The sequence below is a fragment of the Streptomyces yerevanensis genome (assembly GCF_000716805.1).
Lineage (GTDB): Bacteria > Actinomycetota > Actinomycetes > Streptomycetales > Streptomycetaceae > Streptomyces > Streptomyces flaveus.
Genome location: NZ_JNWJ01000015.1, coordinates 55,280 through 76,962, shown reverse-complemented (window position 1 = coordinate 76,962; position 21,683 = coordinate 55,280). Strand labels below are relative to the sequence as shown.

At 69.1% G+C, this 21,683-nt stretch carries 17 protein-coding genes and 1 pseudogene; 10 read left to right on the top strand and 8 right to left on the bottom strand.

The window, feature by feature from the left end; all coding sequences use genetic code 11:
• The first annotated feature begins 17 nt into the window (after positions 1-17).
• The 5 genes from hisC (at position 18) to OP79_RS17980 (ending at position 8,743) form a co-directional block, all read left to right on the top strand.
• A complete protein-coding gene (gene hisC, locus OP79_RS18000; RefSeq protein WP_033321261.1) occupies positions 18-1,097 on the top strand; it encodes a histidinol-phosphate transaminase in 1,080 nt (359 codons plus the stop codon).
• 275 nt (positions 1,098-1,372) lie between these two features.
• Complete coding sequence (locus tag OP79_RS17995) at positions 1,373-2,878, top strand: cytochrome ubiquinol oxidase subunit I (RefSeq protein WP_033321260.1); 1,506 nt, start codon at positions 1,373-1,375, stop codon at positions 2,876-2,878.
• A 20-nt stretch (positions 2,879-2,898) separates the two neighbouring features.
• Complete coding sequence (cydB, locus tag OP79_RS17990) at positions 2,899-3,903, top strand: cytochrome d ubiquinol oxidase subunit II (protein WP_033321259.1); 1,005 nt, start codon at positions 2,899-2,901, stop codon at positions 3,901-3,903.
• A 109-nt stretch (positions 3,904-4,012) separates the two neighbouring features.
• The gene (gene cydD / locus OP79_RS17985) at positions 4,013-7,510 is read left to right on the top strand and encodes a thiol reductant ABC exporter subunit CydD (protein WP_033321258.1); all 3,498 of its coding nucleotides are present in this window, start codon (positions 4,013-4,015) and stop codon (positions 7,508-7,510) included.
• Positions 7,511-7,693: 183 nt separating this feature from the next.
• Complete coding sequence (locus OP79_RS17980; protein ID WP_033321351.1) at positions 7,694-8,743, top strand: M23 family metallopeptidase; 1,050 nt, start codon at positions 7,694-7,696, stop codon at positions 8,741-8,743.
• Here OP79_RS17980 and OP79_RS17975 read toward each other — a convergent pair.
• The 5 genes and pseudogenes from OP79_RS17975 to OP79_RS17960 all read right to left on the bottom strand — a co-directional run bounded on the left by OP79_RS17975 (position 8,740) and on the right by OP79_RS17960 (position 13,520).
• Complete coding sequence (locus OP79_RS17975) at positions 8,740-9,606, bottom strand: Cof-type HAD-IIB family hydrolase (protein WP_033321257.1); 867 nt, start codon at positions 9,604-9,606, stop codon at positions 8,740-8,742. The genes OP79_RS17980 and OP79_RS17975 overlap by 4 nt on opposite strands.
• A gap of 121 nt (positions 9,607-9,727) precedes the next feature.
• Positions 9,728-10,630 carry an LLM class flavin-dependent oxidoreductase gene (locus OP79_RS17970; protein ID WP_033321256.1) on the bottom strand — a complete coding sequence of 301 codons (903 nt, stop codon included), beginning with the start codon at positions 10,628-10,630 and terminating at the stop codon, positions 9,728-9,730.
• A gap of 88 nt (positions 10,631-10,718) precedes the next feature.
• Positions 10,719-10,894, bottom strand: a pseudogene (locus OP79_RS57030) (LLM class flavin-dependent oxidoreductase); the annotation flags it as partial.
• Between the two features lie 44 nt (positions 10,895-10,938).
• Entirely contained in the window at positions 10,939-11,538 is a 600-nt protein-coding gene (locus OP79_RS17965) for an RNA 2'-phosphotransferase (protein ID WP_063741937.1), read from the bottom strand.
• 176 nt (positions 11,539-11,714) lie between these two features.
• Entirely contained in the window at positions 11,715-13,520 is a 1,806-nt protein-coding gene (locus OP79_RS17960; protein WP_281193206.1) for an SDR family oxidoreductase, read from the bottom strand.
• Between the two features lie 274 nt (positions 13,521-13,794).
• On the opposite strand from OP79_RS17960, the gene OP79_RS17955 reads away from it, so the two are divergent.
• From OP79_RS17955 to OP79_RS17935, 5 genes are all read left to right on the top strand, one after another.
• Positions 13,795-14,769: an ABC transporter ATP-binding protein gene (locus tag OP79_RS17955; RefSeq protein ID WP_033321255.1), complete on the top strand. Its 975-nt coding sequence runs from the start codon at positions 13,795-13,797 to the stop codon at positions 14,767-14,769.
• Entirely contained in the window at positions 14,759-15,664 is a 906-nt protein-coding gene (locus tag OP79_RS17950) for a membrane protein (protein ID WP_033321254.1), read from the top strand. Before OP79_RS17955 ends, OP79_RS17950 begins: the two co-directional genes overlap by 11 nt.
• On the top strand, positions 15,661-16,572 hold the full coding sequence (locus tag OP79_RS17945; RefSeq protein WP_033321253.1) for an ABC transporter ATP-binding protein: 912 nt from the start codon (positions 15,661-15,663) through the stop codon (positions 16,570-16,572). Before OP79_RS17950 ends, OP79_RS17945 begins: the two co-directional genes overlap by 4 nt.
• Before the next feature lie 9 nt (positions 16,573-16,581).
• The gene (locus OP79_RS17940) at positions 16,582-17,301 is read left to right on the top strand and encodes an ABC transporter permease subunit (protein WP_033321252.1); all 720 of its coding nucleotides are present in this window, start codon (positions 16,582-16,584) and stop codon (positions 17,299-17,301) included.
• Positions 17,302-17,525: 224 nt separating this feature from the next.
• Positions 17,526-17,765: an SGM_3592 family protein gene (locus OP79_RS17935; RefSeq protein WP_033321251.1), complete on the top strand. Its 240-nt coding sequence runs from the start codon at positions 17,526-17,528 to the stop codon at positions 17,763-17,765.
• 358 nt (positions 17,766-18,123) lie between these two features.
• On the opposite strand, the gene OP79_RS17930 is transcribed toward OP79_RS17935, so the two are convergent.
• The 3 genes from OP79_RS17930 to pheA form a co-directional block, all read right to left on the bottom strand.
• On the bottom strand, positions 18,124-18,936 hold the full coding sequence (locus OP79_RS17930) for an HAD family hydrolase (RefSeq protein ID WP_033321250.1): 813 nt from the start codon (positions 18,934-18,936) through the stop codon (positions 18,124-18,126).
• Positions 18,933-20,219 carry a serine--tRNA ligase gene (serS, locus tag OP79_RS17925; protein WP_033321249.1) on the bottom strand — a complete coding sequence of 429 codons (1,287 nt, stop codon included), beginning with the start codon at positions 20,217-20,219 and terminating at the stop codon, positions 18,933-18,935. The genes OP79_RS17930 and serS overlap by 4 nt, the downstream gene beginning before the upstream one ends.
• A gap of 530 nt (positions 20,220-20,749) precedes the next feature.
• Entirely contained in the window at positions 20,750-21,682 is a 933-nt protein-coding gene (pheA, locus tag OP79_RS17920; RefSeq protein WP_033321248.1) for a prephenate dehydratase, read from the bottom strand.
• Position 21,683: the final 1 nt, after the last annotated feature.

The window sequence follows — 21,683 nt, the reverse complement described above, 5'->3', positions numbered from 1 at the left end:
TCACGAGGAGGACTGCGGTGAGCGAGACGAGCCCCAAGCTGCGTGCCGAGCTGGAGGGTATCCCCACATACAAGCCGGGGAAGCCTGCTGCGGCCGGCGGTCGGGTGGCGTACAAGCTGTCCTCCAACGAGAACCCGTATCCTCCGCTGCCCGGGGTGATGGAGACGGTGGCCGCGGCGATGGGCTCCTTCAACCGTTACCCGGACATGGCGTGCACGGCACTGATGAGTGAGCTGGCGGACCGGTTCGGGGTGCCGCTTGCGCATCTGTCCACCGGCACGGGGTCGGTCGGCGTCGCCCAGCAGCTGTTGCAGGCCACGAGCGGTCCCGGTGACGAGGTCATCTACGCCTGGCGGTCCTTCGAGGCGTACCCGATCATCACGCAGATCAGCGGGGCGACGTCGGTGCGGGTGCCGCTCACGCCGGGGGACGTGCACGATCTCGACGCGATGGCGGACGCGGTCACCGAGCGGACGCGGCTGATCTTTGTCTGCAACCCCAACAACCCCACCGGCACCGTGGTGCGCCGGGCCGAGCTGGAACGGTTCCTCGACCGAGTGCCGAACGACGTCCTGGTAGTCCTCGACGAGGCGTACCGGGAGTTCATCCGAGACCTCCAGGTGCCGGACGGCGTCGAGATCTACCGTGAGCGGCCGAACGTGTGCGTGCTGCGTACGTTCTCCAAGGCGTACGGACTCGCCGGGCTGCGGGTCGGCTTCGCGATCGCCCATGAGCCGGTGGCAGCGGCGCTGCGCAAGACCGCCGTGCCCTTCGGTGTGAGCCAGCTCGCGCAGGACGCGGCGGTCGCCTCACTGCGTGCCGAGGACGAGCTCCTCGGCCGGGTGGGCTCGCTGGTGTGTGAGCGCACCCGCGTCGTCGAGGCTCTGCGTGGGCAGGGCTGGACGGTGCCGGAGACGCAGGCGAACTTCGTCTGGCTGCGGCTCGGCGAGCGTACGGTCGACTTCGCGGTGGCCTGTGAGCAGGCCGGGGTCGTTGTGCGGCCTTTCCCGGGGGAGGGCGTGCGCGTGACGATCGGCGAGACCGAGGCGAACGACATCTTCCTGAAGGCTACGGAGGGGTTCCGAAAGGAGCTCTAGCTTCCGGTGGCCGGCAGGGTTCCGTCGTGGACGGGGCTCTGCCGGCGGGTCTCCTGCCCCTCTTCGGTTCACATGCTCTGACCTGCGTCTTCGTGCCGGGGGCCGGATGGTCCACGCTTAGGGACCCCCCACCCCTCACGGCTCGAGCGGTCGTGCGTCATAATTGCTTGTGAATGTGAACGCGTTCACAAGCTAGCCCGGTTGATCCCGTGATGTCTGCGAACAAGCGGGTCAAACTGCCGCTGTGACCACGGCGACGTAAGGAGACTGACGACGTGGACCTGGCTCTGGCGCCGGAGACCCTGGCGCGATGGCAGTTCGGCATCACCACCGTCTACCACTTCCTCTTCGTCCCCCTGACCATCTCGCTCGCCGCGCTCACGGCCGGCCTGGAGACCGCCTGGGTGCGTACGGGGAAAGAGAAGTACCTCAGGGCGACGAAGTTCTGGGGGAAGCTCTTCCTGATCAACATCGCGATGGGTGTCGTCACAGGCATCGTGCAGGAGTTCCAGTTCGGCATGAACTGGTCCGACTACTCACGCTTCGTCGGTGACGTCTTCGGTGCCCCGCTCGCCTTCGAGGCACTGATCGCGTTCTTCTTCGAGTCCACGTTCATCGGTCTGTGGATCTTCGGCTGGGACAAGCTGCCGAAGAGGATCCACCTGGCCTGCATCTGGATGGTCTCGATCGGCACGCTTCTGTCGGCGTACTTCATCCTCGCGGCCAACTCCTGGATGCAGCACCCCGTCGGCTACCGGATCAACGAACAGCGGGGCCGCGCCGAACTCACCGACTTCTGGCTGGTTCTGACCCAGAACACCACGCTCAACCAGGTCTTCCACAGCTTTTCGGCGGCCTTCCTGACGGGTGGCGCCTTCATGGTGGGCATCGCGGCCTTCCACCTGATGCGCAAGAAGCACATCCCGGTGATGCGGACCTCGCTCCGGCTCGGCCTGGTCACCCTGGCGGTCGGCGGTCTGTTCACCGCGGTCAGCGGGGACACCCTCGGCAAGGTGATGTACGAGCAGCAGCCGATGAAGATGGCCGCCGCCGAGGCGCTGTGGGAGGGTGAGAGCCCTGCGCCCTTCTCCGTGTTCGCGTACGGGGATGTCGACAAGGGGCACAACAAGGTCGCCCTGGAGATACCCGGACTGCTCTCCTTCCTCTCTCACAGCGACTTCGAGTCCTATGTGCCCGGCATCAACGACACCAATGAGGCCCTGCAGGAGAAGTTCGGCCCCGGTGACTACAAGCCCATCGTCCCCGTCGCCTATTGGGGCTTCCGCTGGATGATCGGCTTCGGTATGGCGTCCCTCTCGCTCGGCCTGTTGGGGCTGTGGCTCACTCGGAAGAGGTTCCTGTTGCCGGCCGCAGTGCGGACCGGCGAGGACGAGGTACCGCATCTGGTGCTGCTGAAGAAGCCGCTCGGGCGGAGACTCACCCGGCTGTACTGGCTGCTGGCGCTCTGGACGATGGCGTTCCCGCTGATCGCCAACGCCTGGGGCTGGATCTTCACCGAGATGGGCCGCCAGCCGTGGGTCGTCTACGGCGTGCTGCAGACCCGCGACGCGGTCTCCCCCGGCGTATCCCAGGGCGAGATCATCACCTCGATGATCGTCTTCACGACGCTCTACGCGGCCCTCGCTGTCATCGAGGTCAAGCTGCTCGCGAAGTACGTCAAGGCCGGACCGCCCGAGCTCACCGAGGCCGACCTCAATCCGCCCACGAAGATCGGCGGCGACTCCCGTGACGCCGACAAGCCGATGGCCTTCTCCTACTAGGCCCAGGGAGCTGCAGAGTCATGGAACTTCACGACGTCTGGTTCGTCCTCATCGCCGTCCTGTGGATCGGCTACTTCTTCCTGGAGGGTTTCGACTTCGGGATCGGTGTCCTCACCAAGCTGCTCGCCCGTGACCGGGCAGAGAAGCGGGTGCTGATCAACACCATCGGGCCGGTCTGGGACGGCAACGAGGTCTGGCTGCTCTCCGCGGGCGGTGCGACCTTCGCCGCCTTCCCCGATTGGTACGCCACGCTCTTCTCCGGCTTCTATCTGCCGCTGCTGCTCATCCTGGTCTGTCTGATCGTGCGCGGAGTCGCCTTCGAGTACCGGGCGAAGCGGCCCGAGGAGAGCTGGCAGCGCAACTGGGAGAGTGCGATCTTCTGGACCTCGCTGATCCCCGCGTTCCTGTGGGGCGTGGCCTTCGGCAACATCGTGCGGGGCGTGAAGATCGACCGGGACATGGAGTACGTCGGCAACCTCTGGGACCTGCTCAACCCGTACGCCGTCCTGGGCGGCCTGGTGACGCTGGCGCTGTTCACCTTCCACGGAGCGGTGTTCGCCGCGCTCAAGACGCTGGGCGACATCCGGGAGCGGGCGCGGAAGCTGGCGCTGCGGCTCGGTGTGGTGACCGCCGTGCTCGCGCTGGTCTTCCTGGGCTGGACCCAGGCCGACAAGGGCGACAGCACGAGCCTGGTCGCGTTGATCGTGGCGGTGGTCGCGCTGGCCGCGGCGATCGGGGCGAACCAGGCGGGGCGCGAGGGCTGGGCGTTCGCCCTGTCCGGCATCACCATCGTGGCCGCCGTGGCAATGCTCTTCCTGACCCTCTTCCCGAACGTCATGCCGTCCTCGCTCAATGACGACTGGAGCCTGACGGTCACCAACGCCTCGTCGAGCCCGTACACGCTGAAGATCATGACCTGGTGTGCCGGGATCGCGACACCGGTCGTGGTGCTCTACCAGGGGTGGACGTACTGGGTGTTCCGCAAGCGGATCGGTACGCAGCACATCGCTGAGGTTGCGCACTGAGCTCGCTCACCATCTGAATTCAGGGGCACGTTTCACGTGAAACGTGCCCGTTGAGAAAAGGGTGTGTTTCACGTGAAACACACCTGCCTGACCCGAGGGTGTGTTTCACGTGAAACCGATCGACCCGCGACTGCTCCGGTACGCCCGCGCCACTCGCCTCTTCCTGGTGGCGGTCGTAGTGCTGGGCGCTGCCGGGGCGGGGCTGGTCATCGCCCAGGCAATGCTCATCGCCGAGATAGTGGTCGGCGCCTTCCAGCACGGGCTGGAGGTTGCCGAACTCCGTACGCCACTCCTGCTGTTGGTGGCGGTCGCAGGTGGCAGGGCGCTTGTCTCCTGGCTCACGGAACTCGCCGCGCACCGGACCGGCGCGGCGGTCAAGTCGGAGCTGCGGGGGCGGCTGCTGGAGCGCGCGGGCGCGCTGGGGCCGGGGTGGCTCAGCGGGCAGCGGACGGGGTCGCTGGTCGCGCTTGCCACCCGCGGAGTTGATGCGCTCGACGACTACTTCTCGCGCTACCTCCCGCAGTTGGGACTCGCGGTGGTCGTGCCGGTGGCGGTGCTGGCGCGGATCGTCACGGAGGACTGGGTGTCGGCGGCGATCATCGTCGGCACACTGCCCCTCATCCCCGTCTTCATGGTGCTCATCGGCTGGGCCACGCAGTCCCGGATGGATCGTCAGTGGCGGCTGCTGTCACGGCTCTCGGGGCACTTCCTCGATGTGGTCGCCGGTCTGCCCACGCTCAAGGTGTTCGGACGGGCCAAGGCGCAGGCAGAGTCGATCCGGCGGATCACCGGCGAGTACCGGCAGGCGACCATGCGGACTCTACGGATCGCCTTCATCTCGTCCTTCGCGCTGGAACTGCTCGCCACGCTGTCGGTCGCCCTGGTCGCGGTGACCACCGGGATGCGGCTCGTCCACGGCGACATGGATCTGTATGTGGGGTTGGTCATCCTCGTTCTCGCGCCCGAGGCCTATCTGCCGCTGCGGCAGGTGGGGGCGCAATACCACGCGGCGGCGGAGGGACTGTCCGCCGCCGAGGAGATCTTCTCGGTGCTGGAGACGCAGGTGCCGGACTCCGGGACCGCGATCGTGCCGCCCGCCGGCGGGATTCGCTTCGAGGCGGTGACGGTCCGGTACCCGGAGCGACCGTCCGAGGCCGTGTCGGACGTGTCCTTCGCGGTCGAACCCGGCGAGACGGTCGCGCTCGTCGGGCCCAGCGGCGTGGGCAAGTCGACGCTGCTGAATGTGCTGTTGGGGTTCGTGAAGCCCGCTTCGGGTCGGGTGCGGATCGGGGGAGTCGACCTTGCCGGGGCCGACTTGGCCAAGTGGCGTTCGCATGTGGCCTGGGTGCCGCAGCGGCCTCATCTGTACGCGGGGTCCATCGCCGAGAACGTACGGCTGGTGCGACCCGACGCGGACGACTCCGATGTACGCAGGGCGTTGAGTGACGCGGGCGCGCTCGAGTTCGTGGACGCGCTGCCCGAGGGGATACGGACCGTACTGGGCGAGGACGGGGCCGGGCTGTCCGCGGGGCAGCGGCAACGGCTCGCGCTGGCCCGGGCGTTCCTCGCAGACCGGCCTGTGCTGCTGCTCGACGAGCCGACGGCTTCGCTGGACGGGGAGACCGAGGCCGAGGTGGTGGAGGCCGTCCGGCGTTTGGCGGTGGGGCGGACGGTGCTGCTCGTGGTGCACCGGCCGGCGCTGCTGGGGGTGGCGGATCGGGTGGTGCGGCTGGAGTCCGCGGTGCCCGTCGCGGGAGCCGGTTCCGCACACCCCGGCGGTACGGAGGCGCGCCGCACCGGAGCGGAGGCGGTGCCCACGGCCGGCCATGACGAACTGCCGCTCTCCACTGAGGAGCGGGGCGGCCTCCTCGCCCGCGTCCGTGCCATGGCCGGACCCAGGCGCGGTCGGCTTGCGCTCGCTCTCGTGCTCGGCAGCCTCGCACTCGGCAGTGCTGTGGGGCTGATGGCCACCTCGGGGTGGCTGATCTCGCGGGCCTCGCAGCAGCCTCCCGTGCTGTATCTGATGGTCGCCGTCACGGCCACGCGGGCGTTCGGGATCGGGCGGGCCGTCTTCCGGTACGCCGAGCGGCTGGTGTCGCACGATGCCGTGCTGCGGATGCTGGCCGACACCCGGGTCGCCGTGTACCGGCGGCTCGAACGGCTCGCTCCCGCGGGGCTGCGGACCGCCCGGCGCGGTGACCTGCTCTCGCGGCTCGTCGCCGATGTCGACGCGCTGCAGGACTACTGGCTGCGCTGGCTGCTGCCCGCCTCGGCAGCGGTCGTCGTGTCCGCCGCCTCCGTGGGGTTCACGGCCTGGCTGCTGCCCGAGGCCGGGGCCGCCCTCGCCCTCGGGCTGCTCGCCGCCGGAGCCGGCGTTCCCCTGGTGACCGGCGCCGTCGCGCGCCGCGCGGAGCGCAGGCTGGCCCCCGCCCGCGGCGTCCTGGCGACCCGCGTGGCCGATCTCCTCGCGGGGACGGCCGAGCTGACGGTCGCCGGTGCGTTGCCCGCGCGCACCGCCGAAGCGCGGCGGGCCGACGCAGCGCTCACCCGCATCGCCTCGCGCACAGCGACCGCCACCGCGCTCGGCGACGGGCTCATCGCGCTCGTCTCCGGGCTCACCGTGGCGGTCACCGCGCTCGTCGGCGCCCAGGCGGTCGCCGACGGACGCCTCAGCGGCGTACTGATGGCCGTCGTCGTCCTCACCCCGCTCGCCGCGTTCGAGGCCGTCCTGGGGCTGCCGCTCGCGGTCCAGTACAGGCAGCGGGTGCACAAGAGCGCGGAGCGCGTGTACGAGGTCCTGGACGCCCCCGATCCCGTACGCGAACCTGAGCGGCCGGGGCAGGCGCCCGCGTCGCCGTTCCCGCTCGTCCTCGAAGGGCTGTCCGCCCGCCACCACGGGCAGGACCGGGACGCGCTGGCCGGGCTCGACCTGACGCTCGGACGAGGGCAGAGGATCGCCGTCGTCGGGCCCTCCGGGTCCGGCAAGACGACCCTCGCGCAGGTGCTGCTGCGGTTCCTGGACGCGGACGCGGGGACGTACACGCTGGGCGGCGTGGACGCGTACGACCTCGGCAGTGACGACGTACGGCGCCTAGTCGGGCTGTGTGCGCAGGATGCGCATCTCTTCGACAGTTCGGTGCGTGAGAACCTGCTGCTCGCCCGGAAGGACGCGACCGAGGACGAACTGCGTGACGCGCTCGGGCGGGCCCGGCTGCTCGACTGGGCCGACACTCTGCCCGAGGGGCTCGACACGCTGATCGGCGAGCACGGGGCACGGTTGTCGGGCGGGCAGCGGCAACGGCTCGCGCTGGCCCGTGCACTGCTCGCCGACTTCCCGGTCCTCGTCCTCGACGAGCCCGCGGAGCACCTCGACCTTCCGACGGCCGACGCGCTGACCACCGATCTGCTCGCCGCGACCGAGGGTCGTACGACGCTGCTGATCACCCACCGGCTGGCGGGTCTGGAGACCGTGGACGAGGTGATCGTGCTGGCGGACGGTCGCGTGGTGCAGCGGGGCCCGTACGGCGAACTGGCCGCCGTGGACGGTCCGCTGCGGGAGATGCGGGAGCGGGAGGAGGCGTCGGAGCTGTTGGCGGTGGCTCGTTGAGCCGGCCAAGATCCGTACGGAGCGGCCAAGTCTCCGTACGGAACCGCCCTGCCGACGGTCCACTCAAGTGCCGTGAACGAGGCCGCTGTTCGGAGCAGCAAAGTGGTCCGTCCGTGGCATTCGCTCCCCCAGGCGTACGACTTGAACAGGCCCGCGGCCCCGGCGCGGGACACGATCCGTTTCATGCGCCCATCTCGACGCCATTCCCTGCTTGTACCGGCGCTGCTGTGCGCGCTGGCCGTTCTGACGGCCCGGCCCACGGCGGCCATAGGTGACACCGACGGTCCCGAGGGCCTCAGCGCCGAGGTGGCGCGGCTCGTCGAGAAGGCGTCCGCCATGACGCAGCGGTACGAGGAAGGACGCAGGAAGGCCGGGGTACAGCGGGCCCGGGCGAAGCGGCTGGAGCGGCTTCTCGCGCGGGAGCGACGGAACATCGCGGTGCTGCACGGGGACCTCGGACGGATCGCGCGCGCCCAGTACCGCAGCGGTGGAGGGCTTCCGCACACCGCGCAGTTGCTGCTCGCGGAAAGCCCCGAGGAGGTGATGCGCGGTCAGCGTGCCGTCTGGCAGGCGGACCTGGCGGTCAACAACGCCGTCACCAAGAGCCGCCGCGCCGAGGCCCGGCTCGCCACCGACGAGGCGAAGGCCGCGAAGGCCTGGCAGACGCTGGGACGGCGCAATGCCAAGCTCGCCGAGATGAAGCGAGGGATCGAGCAGCAGCTCGAAGCGGCGCAGTCGACGCTTCAGGGGCAGGCGGACGCCTCGGTCGCGGCGGGTGCGTGCCGGGGCGCTGTCCGGCTCGACCAGCCGAAAACGGGCTTCACGGCGGCTTGGGTCGCGCCGCTGAAGACGTATGAACTCTCCGCGGGATTCGGGAGCGGCGGCAAGCACTGGGCGAATCGGCACACCGGGCAAGACTTCGCGGTGGACATCGGCACGTCGGTGCGGTCGGTGGGCAAGGGGCGCGTGGTCAGGGTGTCGTGCGGCGGCCCGTTCGGCGTCGAGGTCGTGGTGCGGCACCGAGGGGGCTACTACACGCAGTACGCGCATCTCGCGACCGTCGCCGTCGACCAGGGGGAGCGGGTGGCCACCGGGCAGTGGGTCGGTCAGTCGGGCATGAGCGGCAACTCCACCGGACCGCACCTGCACTTCGAGGTGCGCCTGACGCCGTATCACGGCTCAGGTGTCGATCCGGTGAGGTGGCTGGCCGAGCGCGGAGTGCGGCTCAACTAGGAGAGAGCCAGCATCCGCTCGATCACGACCGCCACACCGTCCTCGTTGTTGGCGACCGTGCGTCCGGAGGCCGCGGCGATCACGTCGGGGTGCGCGTTGCCCATCGCGTACGACGTACCTGCCCAGGTGAGCATTTCCACGTCGTTCGGCATGTCCCCGAAGGCGACGACCTCCTCGTGCGAGATGCCGCGCTCGGCGCAGCACAGCGCGAGCGTGCTGGCTTTGGAGACACCGGGGCCGCTGATCTCCAGCAGTGCGCTGGGGCTGGAGCGGGTCACGCCTGCGCGGTCGCCGATGGCCAGGCGGGCGGTCATGAGGAAGTCGTCCGGGTCGATCTCGTGGTGGAACGCGAGAATCTTGAGCACCGGCTCGTCGGCACCGGGGCCGTCCGGCGCCAGGAGTTTCTCGGCGGGCGCGAGAGTGTCCGGGATCTCCATGTGCATCTTCGGGTACGACGGCTCCTGGTAGAAGCCGTACGTCTGCTCGATGGCGAACACGGTCCCCGGCGCGGCCTCGCGGAGCAGCCGCACGGCATCGAGCGCGTTCTCCCGTGCCAACTCCCGGACCTTGACGAAGCGATGGTTGCCGGCGCCGCCGTGCAGGTCGACCACGGCAGCACCGTTTCCACAGATGGCGAGGCCGTGGCCGTGAACATGGTCGCTGACGACGTCCATCCAGCGGGCGGGGCGGCCGGTCACGAAGAAGACCTCGATGCCGGCCTCCTCGGCGGCGGCCAGAGCGGCGATCGTGCGCTGCGAGACGGAGTGGTCGTCGCGCAGCAGGGTGCCGTCCAGATCCGTTGCGATCAGCCGGGGTGGAACGGTGGAGGCCGGAGTCTGGGGCCGGCGGGTCGCTGAGGTCACGCCGCCATTGTCCCGCAGCTGCCCGCACGGCCGTACGACGGATCACACACATGGCCGTACGAGAGACCGCACACCCGGGGGTCGTACGCCCTGACCTGCGGTGCCGGTGCCGGGAAGAGCATCAGCTCAGCTGCTCGACCGTTTCCATCGCGATCTGCTCGAAGACCTTCTCGTCCGCCGCGAAGTCCGAGTCCGGGATGGGCCAGTGGATCACGATGTCAGTGAAGCCGAGCTCCCTGTGCTTGCCGGCGAAGTCGACGAACGCGTCGAGGGATTCCAGTGGACGGCCGCGGTCCGGGGTGAAACCGGTGAGCAGGATCTTGTCGAGCTCGTCGACGTCACGGCCGACCGCATCGCACGCGGCGGCCAGCTTCTCGGCCTGGCCCCGAAGGGCTTGGACCGACTGCTCCGGAGTGCCCGTCTCGAACAGTTTCGGGTCGCCCGTCGTCACCCACGCCTGCCCGTACCGGGCGGCGAGACGCAGCCCGCGCGGCCCGGTGGCGGCCACCGCGAAGGGCAGCCGGGGGCGCTGGACGCAACCGGGGATGTTGTAGGCCTCGTACGCCGAGTAGAACCGGCCGTCGTACGAGACGGAGTCCTCGGTGAGCAGCCGGTCGAGCAGCGGTACGAACTCGCCGAAGCGGTCGGCCCGCTCGCGCGGCGTCCAGGGTTCCTGGCCGTTCTTCAGCAGCGCCCTGGCGTCGAAGCCGCTGCCGCCCGCGCCGATGCCGAGGGTGACGCGGCCACCGGAGATGTCGTCGAGTGAGATCAGCTCCTTGGCGAGGGTCACCGGATGCCGGAAGTTCGGCGAGGTCACGAGCGTGCCCAATCGCATACGCTGCGTAGCGTTCGCTGCTGCGGTCAACGTGGGTACCGCCCCGAACCACGGCCCGTTCCGGAAGCTCCGCCAGGACAGGTGGTCGTACGTGTACGCGGTGTGAAACCCGAGGTCTTCGGCCCGCTGCCAGGTCTTCTGTCCCTCGCTCCACCGATGGATGGGAAGGACTACGGTGCTCAGTCGCATGCCTACGACCCTATGCTCCGGTGACCGCGAGCAACGGGAGCACCAGATCTCCCCGGACGGGGTTGCGCCGCTCCGCGTTGAGCCCACGCACTGTTGGCACGGCGCCGAACCATGGACCCTCGCGGAACGTAAGCCACGACAGATGGTCGTACGTGTACGCCGTGTGGAACCCCAGCTGCTCTGCGCGCTGCCACGCAGAACGCCCTCCCTCATGCCGGCCCGGCGGCGGTACGGCAGGATCACGGTGCTCAGGCGCAGACTCATGGCTCCGAACCCAGGCGCAGCCCAGGGCCCGCCGATGCGGCCGGTCAGTGCGGGCCGGGAAACCGCAGGTAGCGCGGGGGCACGGCGGCCGTGAGCCAGACGCCGTTGGCGCTGACGCGGAAGGCGTGGCCGTCGCGGTGCATGGCGGAGGCGTCCACGGAGAGCACGACGGGACGGCCGCGGCGGGCACCGACGCGGCTCGCGGTCTCGCGGTCCGGCGAGAGGTGCACGTCGTGCCGGTTCATGGGCCTGAGGCCCTCGGCACGGATCGCGTCCAGGTTGCGGGCCACGGTCCCGTGGTAGAGGTACGCGGGCGGCGTCGCCAGGGGCAGACCGAGGTCCACCTCGACGGAGTGGCCCTGGCTGGCGCGGATCCGGGTGCCCTCGATCGCGAAGCGCCGCTTGTCGTTGGTGGCCACCACGTGGTCGAGCTCGGCCCGCGTGAACCGGAAGCCATGGGCTGCCGCCGCGGCCATCAGCGTCTCGATCTCGACCCAGCCGCCCTCGTCGAGCGTGAGCCCTATCCGCTCTGGCTGATGCCGCAGGTGTTTCGACAAATACTTCGACACCTTCACGGTGCGGCGTTCGTCGATCTCAGAGCCGGTCTCGGCATCGGTCTCGGAATCGGTCTCGGATTCGTTCATGGCGCCAGAGTGCCTGGTGAGACGCTGATCACGCATTTTATTTAGGTGCGGAGGTTTGATCCACAGCTAAATGCGTTATCCACAGGGCAAGTTGGCGGTACCTGTGGACAACTCTCTGTCACTTCGGTGTTTTTCCTCAGCCATCGCGAGCCATCGCAGCTGTCTCAGCCGTCTCCTCACAGTCGTGGCTCTATCCGTCCGATCGCGCGCAGTGCCCTGGGTGTGAAGCGGGCCATGAGGTGGGCGCCGCGGGCCTCGGGGGTCACAGGCACCATGGGCTGGTTGTGGACGACGGCGCGCAGGACGGCGTCGGCGACCTTCTCCGGCGGGTAATTGCGCAGCCCGTATAGCCGCGCGGTCTTCTTCCGGCGCCGCTTCTCCTCGTCGGCGTCGACGCCCGCGAAGTGTGCGGTCGAGGTGATGTTGGTATTGACGAATCCCGGGCAGATCGCCGAGACGCCGATGCCCTGGCCCGCCAGCTCCGCGCGCAGGCACTCGCTGAGCATCAGCACCGCCGCCTTGGAGGTGCTGTAGGCGGGCAGCGTCTTCGAGGGCAGATACGCCGCCGCCGACGCGGTGTTGACGATATGGCCGCCCTGTCCGCGCTCGACCATCTGCCTGCCGAAGAGCCGGCAGCCGTGGATCACGCCCCACAGGTTGACGTCGAGGATCTTCTTCCAGTCCTCCGTCGTGGTGTCGAAGAAGGAGCCGGAGAGCCCGATCCCGGCGTTGTTCACCAGTACGTCGACCACCCCGTACTCGGCGGCGACCTTGTCGGCGAACTTCTCCATGGCCTGTTCGTCACCGACGTCGACCGTCTCGGCCCACGCTTCCGCGGCGCCGCCCTGCCGGGACAGCTCCGCGGTGCGGGCCGCGCTCTGCGCGTCCCGGTCGACGGCCACCACGCGTGCTCCGGCCTCGGCGAACGCCAGGGCGGTGGCCCGCCCGATGCCGCTGCCCGCCCCGGTGACCAGCACGAGCTGCCCGCCGAAGCGGTCCGCGTACTTGCCGGTTGCCACCGGTGTGGGCGTTCCACTCTCGGTCGAGGTCACGAACTCGGTGATCCAGGCGGCCAGTTGATCCGGCCGGGTGCGCGGGATCCAGTGCTTGGCCGGGAGCGTGCGGCGGACCAGCCGCGGGGCCCACAGCTCCAGTTCGTCGTAGAGCCGCTCGGACAGGAAGGCGTCGTCCAGGGGCGTGATGAGCTGCACGGGCGCGTGCGCGTACGCGTCCGGGCGGGGATTGCGCAGCCGCGCCCGCATGTTGTCCCGATACAGCCACACGCCGTGCGCCGCGTCCGAGGGCAGCGAGGCGGTCGGGTACTCGTCCGTGGGGACCTTCTCGATCCGCCGCAGGATCTTCGGCCACTGCTTGCCGAGCGGGCCGCGGCAGAGAAGTTCGGGCAGGACAGGGACGTGCATCGCGTAGATGTACCAGGACTTGGCTCCCTGGCCGAGGAGTTGACCGAGCCTGCACGGGGTCGGGCGGGCCATGCGTTTCTTGATCCAGTGCCCGAAGTGGTCCACGGAGGGCCCGGACATCGACGTGAAGGAGGCGATCCGCCCCTCGGTGCGCCCGACCGTGACGAACTCCCAGCCCTGGCCCGAGCCCCAGTCATGCCCGACCAGATGCACCGGCCGGTCGGGGCTGACCGCGTCCGCGACCGCCAGGAAGTCGTCCGTCAGCTTCTCCAGAGTGAACCCGCCGCGCAGCGGCTGCGGCGCGGTTGACCTGCCGTGGCCCCGGACGTCGTACAGCACCACGTGGAAACCGCGCTCGGCGAGGCGTGGAGCGACCTCGGACCACACCTCCTTGGTGTCCGGATAGCCGTGGACGAGCAGGACAGTCGGCCGCGCGGGGTCCCCCAGTTCGGCGACGCACAACTCGACCTCGCCCGTCCGCACCCAGCGCTCGCGCGCGCCCTTGAGCAGACCTTCGCCTGTCGGGCGATCTTTCTTGCTCGTATGGCCTCGCTTGCTCACACGCTCCCCCTTACGCATGCCGGTCAGGCCCGTCAGCGATCGCATGCCGGGCCCTGTCGAATGTTCCAATTGTTGGAAGCCGCGTCAACGGGCAGGTGCGGAGCCTGTGGACAATCCGCCCGATGTGGACAACCAGCCCGATGTGGAAATCCGGCGCCGGTTGTTCGACCTCAGGGGGACCCTTACGGGCCCGTAATACCGGAGAGTGACGCCGATACAGCTCCCTGGGGTGACGCCCTGCTGTGGCCTGCGCCACTACTTTCGAATCGTGACTGTGATCGCGACCGAAAGCCTGAGCAAGCGGTTCCCCAGGGTGACCGCGCTTGACCGGCTCTCCGTGGATGTCGGGCCCGGTGTGACGGGACTCGTCGGAGCCAACGGAGCCGGCAAGTCCACACTGATCAAGATCCTGCTGGGTCTGTCCCCGGCCACCGAGGGCCGCGCCGAAGTGCTCGGCCTCGATGTCGCCACGAAGGGCGGTGACATCCGCGAGCGGGTCGGGTACATGCCCGAGCACGACTGCCTGCCGCCCGATGTCTCGGCCACCGAGTTCGTCGTCCATATGGCGCGCATGTCCGGCCTGCCTCCGGCGGCGGCCCGCGAGCGCACCGCGGACACGCTGCGCCACGTCGGCCTGTACGAGGAGCGGTACCGCCCCATAGGCGGCTACTCCACCGGCATGAAGCAGCGAGTGAAGCTCGCGCAGGCCCTCGTCCACGACCCCCAGCTGGTCTTCCTCGACGAGCCGACCAACGGCCTCGACCCCGTCGGCCGCGACGAGATGCTGGGCCTGATCCGCCGCATCCACACGGACTTCGGCATCTCGGTCCTGGTCACCTCGCACCTGCTGGGCGAGCTGGAGCGCACCTGCGACCACGTCGTCGTCGTCGACGGCGGCAAGCTCCTGCGGTCCAGTTCCACCACGGACTTCACCCAGAGCACGGCGATCCTCGCGATAGAGGTCACCGACACCGACGACCACCCGGACGGCACCCGTGCGGTGCGCGAAGTGCTGCACGCGCGCGGGATCGACACCCACGACGGCAGCGGACTGCCGGGTGCCGGTCACATCCTGCTGCTGACGGCGGACGGCGAGGAGACGTACGACCTCGTACGCGACATCGTCGCCGACCTCGGCCTCGGCCTGGTCCGTATGGAACAGCGCAGGCACCACATCTCGGAGGTCTTCAAGGACGCCGACGACGCGCGGGACGAAGAGCGGAAGGAGGCGGTCGGCCATGGCGGTTGAGCAGACCCCGGCCCAGGCCGGCGAGCAGAGCCGGATCCACAACATCGGCTACCGCAACTACGACGGCCCGCGCCTGGGACGCGCCTACGCCCGCCGCTCGCTCTACTCGCAGTCCCTGCGCGGCTCGTACGGCCTCGGCCGCTCGGTCAAGTCCAAGGTCCTGCCGATGCTGATCTTCGTGGTGATGTGCGTGCCCGCGGCCATCATGGTCGCCGTCGCGGTCGCCACCACGGCGAAGGACCTGCCGGTCGACTACACGCGGTACGCGATCTTCCTGCAGGCGGTCATCGGCCTGTACGTGGCCTCGCAGGCACCGCAGTCCGTCTCGCGCGACCTGCGCTTCAAGACCGTACCTCTGTACTTCTCGCGCCCCATCGAGACCGCCGACTACGTCCGCGCCAAGTACGCGGCGCTGGCCTCGGCGATGTTCATCCTCACCGCCGCACCCTTGCTCGTGCTCTATGTGGGCGCGCTGCTGGCCAAACTCGACTTCTCGCACCAGACCAAGGGATTCGCACAGGGGCTTGTCTCCGTGGCACTGCTCTCACTGCTCTTCGCCGGTATAGGCCTGGTCATCTCGGCGGTCACCCCGCGCCGCGGCTTCGGCATCGCGGCCGTCATCGCCACGCTGACCATCTCCTACGGGGCGGTGTCCACCGTCCAGGCCATCGCGTACAGCCAGGACAGCACCGGAGCGATCGCCTGGCTCGGCCTCTTCTCACCCATCACGCTCATCGACGGAGTACAGACCGCCTTCCTCGGCGCCGAGACCTCCTTCCCCGGAGGCGTGAGCCCGTCGACCGGCGAGGGCGTCGTCTACCTCCTCGTCGTCCTGGGCCTCATCGCGGGCTGCTACGGCCTCCTGATGCGCCGCTACCGAAAGGTCGGACTGTGACCACGCTCAACATCGACCACGTATCACGCTGGTTCGGAAACGTGGTGGCCGTCAACGACATCACCATGACGATCGGCCCCGGTGTCACCGGCCTGCTCGGCCCGAACGGCGCCGGAAAGTCCACCCTCATCAACATGATGGGCGGCTTCCTCGCCCCCTCCACGGGCTCCGTCACACTCGACGGCCAGCCGACCTGGCGCAACGAACAGATCTACAAGAAGATCGGCATCGTCCCGGAGCGCGAGGGGATGTACGACTTCCTCACCGGCCGCGAATTCGTCGTCGCCAACGCCGAGTTGCACGGCCTCGGCAAGAAGGCCGCCCAGAAGGCGCTCACCACGGTCGAGATGGAATACGCACAGGACCGGAAGATATCGACGTACTCCAAGGGCATGCGGCAGCGCGTGAAGATGGCCTCCGCACTCGTCCACGAACCGTCCCTGCTGCTGCTCGACGAACCCTTCAACGGCATGGACCCGCGCCAGCGCATGCAGCTGATGAACCTGCTGCGCCGCATGGGAGACGAGGGCCGCACGGTGCTGTTCTCGTCCCACATCCTCGAAGAGGTCGAGCAACTCGCCTCGCACATCGAGGTGATCGTCGCCGGACGGCACGCCGCGAGCGGCGACTTCCGGCGCATCCGCCGCCTGATGACCGACCGCCCGCACCGCTACCTCGTGCGTTCCAGCGACGACCGCGCGCTCGCGGCAGCGCTGATCGCCGACCCGTCGACCTCCGGCATCGAAGTGGACCTCCAAGAGGGCGCGTTGCGTATCCAGGCGGTCGACTTCGGGCGCTTCACGGCACTGCTGCCGCGGGTGGCCCGTGACCATGGCATCCGGCTGCTGACGGTCTCGCCGTCGGACGAGTCCCTCGAGTCCGTCTTCTCGTATCTCGTCGCGGCGTAGGAGGCCAAGATGTACGACCCCACAGTCGCCCGGCTCACCTACCGGGCCCTGCTCGGCCGCCGCCGGGCCCTCATCCTGGGCGCGCTGCCCTTGCTGCTGATCGTGCTCTCCGTGGCGGTCCGTGCCTTCACCGGCACCGACGACCAGGTGGCCGTCAACCTCCTCGGCGGATTCGCGCTCGCCACCATGGTCCCGATCATCGGCGTCATCGCCGGTACGGGCGCGATCGGGCCGGAGATCGACGACGGTTCCGTCGTGTATCTGCTCGCCAAGCCGATCAAGCGCCCCACGATCATCTTCACCAAGCTGATCGTTGCCATCGCCGTGACCATGGCGTTCTCCGCACTCCCGACGTTCCTCGCGGGGATGATCCTCAACGGCAACGGGCAGCAGATCGCCGTCGCGTACACCGTGGCCGCGCTGGTCGCCTCCATCGCGTATGCCGCCCTCTTCCTGCTGCTCGGCACGATCACACGGCACGCGGTGGTCTTCGGGCTCGTCTACGCCCTGGTATGGGAGGCCCTCTTCGGGACGCTGGTGTCCGGGGCGCGGACGCTCAGCGTCCAGCAGTGGTCGCTCGCCGTGGCCCACGAGGTCACGGGCGCCGACCTCGTCACCTCCGACGTCGGCCTGGCGACCGGGACGGTGCTGCTGATCGTGGTGACCGTGGCCGCCACATGGTTCGCGGGGCAGAAGCTGCGGACGCTGACACTGGCCGGCGAGGAGTAAGACCGCCCTCCAAGTGCCGGTCGGTCCAAGCGCTCCGGGGAGTCGGGGCGGCTCCACGCGCGCGTGCCCGATGTCGGGGGTGCACGCGCGCGTGGAGCTTTTCGCGCTGCGAGGACCGTGCGGTGCGGGGCCTCTTGCGACGCGGAGCTTCTGATCTTGAGATCGGCTTTACACGCACAACGGCACACTTGTCCAAAGGGGATGCACGACAAGGAGGAACGGGGATGGCAAGGCAGGCACCGCGAAGCGACGGTCAGGGGGAGTCCGAGGACACCTGGGACGAACTCGTCCTGGACGAGGACTTCATACGGTCCGCCGAGACGGCCGAGCCGTCGGCACGCGCCCGTATGCTCGCGGCCCGCTGGCGCAACGGAGGTCCCGAGCCACAGCCCTGGCGGTCCGACGAGCCGCCCGCGGGCTGGTTCTTCAGCAAGGCGCGACGACGCAGGTGGCGCCGGCGGTAGCCGCTCCCGGGCTGCCCTGCCCGGAGTGCGCTTCTACCCGGAGCGCCCTTTTATTCGGTGGCGCCCAACTCGGCGTACGGGCAGAGTAGTTATGTCCAGGTCGCCGGGTTCCTCCGGCGCCGCATTCTGGGAGAGGAGCGCGACGATGCCCATCAGTAGCAGTCCGTCGAGCTCCCGACAGGGCAGCCCGCGGCGCACTCCGGAGTAGCTACCGCTCCGTCGAGTCCGCCCCGCACGGGGAGCTGCCCGGGGCGGCCGCTTCGAGCGCGCATCTCGCGCGGGCCGCCCCTCCCGACGTTGCCGGAACGCTGCCGCTGTGATGTGCCAGGTGCCAGGTCACAGCGGCAGCGTTGCGCGCTCAGCCCAGCAACCGTTCCAGTACCACCGCGATCCCGTCCTCCTCGTTGGACAGGGTCAACTCGTCGGCGACCGCCTTGAGTTCGGGGTGGGCGTTGGCCATGGCCACGCCGTGGGCGGACCAGCTGAACATCGGGATGTCGTTGGGCATGTCACCGAAGGCGATCGTGTCGGCCGCCTTGACGCCCAGACGGCGGGCCGCGAGTGAGAGGCCCGTGGCCTTGGAGAGACCGAGGGGAAGGATCTCGACGATGCCCTCGCCCGCCATGGTGATGGACACCAGACCGCCCGCCGCCTGACGTGCCGCGTCCGCGAGTTCGTCGTCGGTCAGACGCGGGTGCTGGATGTACAGCTTCGTCAGCGGCTCCGCCCACAGCTCCGCGAGGTCGGTGAACGGGACGGCCTGCAGCAGTCCCTGGACCTGGTAGCCGGGACCGATCAGCACATCGCCGTCGAGGCCGTCACGGCTCGCGGCCAGGGCCAGCGCGCCGACCTCCGCCTCGATCTTGGCGAGCGCGAGAGCGGCCAGCTGCCGGTCGAGGGTCAGCGTGGTGAGCAGCCGGTGCGCTCCCGCGTCGTACACCTGCGCGCCCTGAGCGCACACCGCGATCCCGTCGTACCCGAGTTCGTCGAGGATGTGGCGGGTCCAGGGCGCCGCCCGCCCGGTGACGACGATGTGCGCGGCGCCCGCCGCGGTGGCCGCGGCGAGCGCCTCACGGGTGCGCTCCGAGACCGTGTCGTCGGAGCGCAGCAGCGTTCCGTCGAGGTCGGTCGCGACGAGCTTGTACGGGAAGGCGGGAGCGGAGTCGCTCACTTGGCGGCCTTGGCGACCGGCTCCAGGATCTCCCGGCCACCGAGGAACGGCCGCAGCACCTCTGGCACGCGTACGGAGCCGTCGGCCTGCTGATGGTTCTCCAGGATCGCCACGATCGTGCGCGGTACGGCGCACAGCGTGCCGTTCAGCGTCGCGAGCGGCTTCACCGTCTTGCCGTCACGCATACGGATCGCCAGGCGCCGCGACTGGAACTCCGTGCAGTCCGAAGTCGACGTCAGCTCACGGTACTTGCCCTGGGTGGGGATCCACGCCTCGCAGTCGAACTTACGGGCCGCCGAAGACCCCAGGTCGGCCGAAGCCACGTCGATCACCCGGAACGGCAGCTCCAACGAGGTCAGCCACTGCTTCTCCCAGTCCAGCAGGCGCTGGTGCTCGGCCCGCGAGTCCGCCGGGTCGACGTACGAGAACATCTCGACCTTGTCGAACTGGTGCACCCGGAAGATGCCGCGCGTGTCCTTGCCGTGCGAGCCGGCCTCGCGGCGGAAGCACGGCGAGAAGCCCGCGTAGCGCATCGGGAGGCGGTCGCCGTCGATGATCTCGTCCATGTGGTACGCGGCGAGCGCCACCTCGGAGGTGCCGACCAGGTACAGATCGTCATTGTCCAAGCGGTACACGTCCTGCGCGGCCTGGCCGAGGAACCCCGTGCCGGCCATGGCCTGCGGACGGACCAGCGCCGGAGTCAGCATCGGCGTGAAGCCGGCGGCCGTGGCCTGCGCCATCGCTGCGTTCACCAGCGCGAGCTCCAGCAGGGCGCCCACGCCGGTGAGGAAGTAGAAGCGCGAGCCGGAGACCTTGGCGCCGCGCTCGACGTCGATCGCGCCGAGCGTCGTGCCGAGCTCCAGGTGGTCCTTCGGCTCGAAGCCCTCGGCCGCGAAATCACGGATCGTGCCGTGCTTCTCCAGCGTGACGAAGTCCTCCTCGCCGCCGACCGGGACATCGGGGTGCACGAGGTTGCTCAGCTGGAGCAGCAGCTCCTGGGCCTCGGCCGCGGCCTCGTCCTTCGAGGCATCGGCTGCCTTGACGTCGGCGGCGAGCTGGCCCGCCTTCTTCAGGAGCTCGGCCTTCTCGTCGCCGGAAGCCTTGGGGATGAGCTTGCCGAGGGCCTTCTGCTCGGCGCGCAGCTCGTCGAAGCGGACGCCGGACGACCTGCGCCGCTCGTCGGCGGAGAGCAGGGCGTCGACGAGCGCGACGTCCTCTCCACGGGCGCGCTGCGACGCACGCACACGGTCGGGGTCCTCACGGAGCAGGCGAAGGTCAATCACCCCTCAAGGCTACCGGTGTGGGGTTCGGGCCCACGACCCGGTATTTCGATCTATCCCTTCCAGTACGCATGTGGTACGTATGCGGGAATTGATCAACTGTGTCAGTGAAAGTAGGCAAACTCCCTGGTATGGGGCACCCAGGATTCGGCGAGTCGACTCGATTCTCTTGTGTTGAGGGGGACTTGGGGAGTCGGTTGTCCACAGGCGCCCGTACCCCTCGGAGAGTTATCCACAGGCTGTGCGAAAGATCTGTGGATTTCGGAGGTGATCGTTTCGAAAGTGGCACGCGCGGACGAAAAACTCCCGAACCAGACCCCCTCTATGCCCGCTTTCGAGTGGAAATGGTTCGCCCCGAAGGGTGAGTTGAGGGAAACGGGCAGACGAAGGGTGACCTGCAGGCCGTGGACCCACTTGGGGAGTGTAGAGCGATTTATCGACTGCATCACGCCTCGTTGTCGACTTGTACCCAGGTCGAGAACGAGGCCTGTGGATAACTTCTGGGGATAAAGAAGAGCGGCTGGTAGGACCGGCTAGAACCGGCCGTCCTGGCAGCGCGCCAGCCAGTCGGAGGCCGCCGCGAACTCGCCGTCGGACGTACCGGCCTCCGGCGCGCGTACGTCCTGGAGGTCGACTTCGGCCCGCGGATAGGACCCGAGGAACCGCACCTGCGGACACCTCCGCTTGAGGCCCATCAGCGCCTCGCCCACCCGGCGGTCCGCGATATGGCCCTCGGCGTCGATGGCGAAGCAGTAGTTGCCGATGCCCTCACCGGTCGGCCGGGACTGCAGCAGCATCAGGTTGACGCCGCGTACGGCGAACTCACTCAGGAGATCGCGCAGCCCACCGGGGTGGTCGTCGCTCTGCCAGACGACCACGGACGTCTTGTCCGCGCCGGTCGGTGCCGCGGGCCGGGCGGGCTTGCCCACCAGTACGAACCGGGTCTGCGCGTTCTCCGCGTCGTGGATGCCGGTCTCCAGTGGTACCAGGCCGTACCGCTGTGCCGCGAACTCGCCCGCGAAGGCCGCGTCGTAGCGCCCCTCCTGCACCAGGCGCGCGCCATCCGCGTTCGAGGCCGCCGACTCCCAGATCACGTCGGGGAGGTTGTTCTTCATCCAGTTGCGCACCTGCGGCTGGGCGGCCGGGTGCGCGGTCACCGTCTTGACGTCCGAGAGCTTGGTGCCCGGCCTGACCAGCAGTGCGAAGGTGATCGAGAGCAGCACCTCGCGGTAGATCATCAGCGGTTCGCCGGCGACCAGTTCGTCGAGCGTCGTGGTGATGCCGCCCTCGACGGAGTTCTCGATCGGTACGAAAGCCGCCTCGGCCTCGCCGCTTCGGACCGCGTCGAGCGCGGCGGGTACGGACACCATCGGGACGAGTTCCCGGGTGGCGGTCTCCGGGAGTGTGCGCAGGGCGACTTCGGTGAAGGTGCCCTCGGGGCCGAGATACGCGTAGCTGGCTGGCATG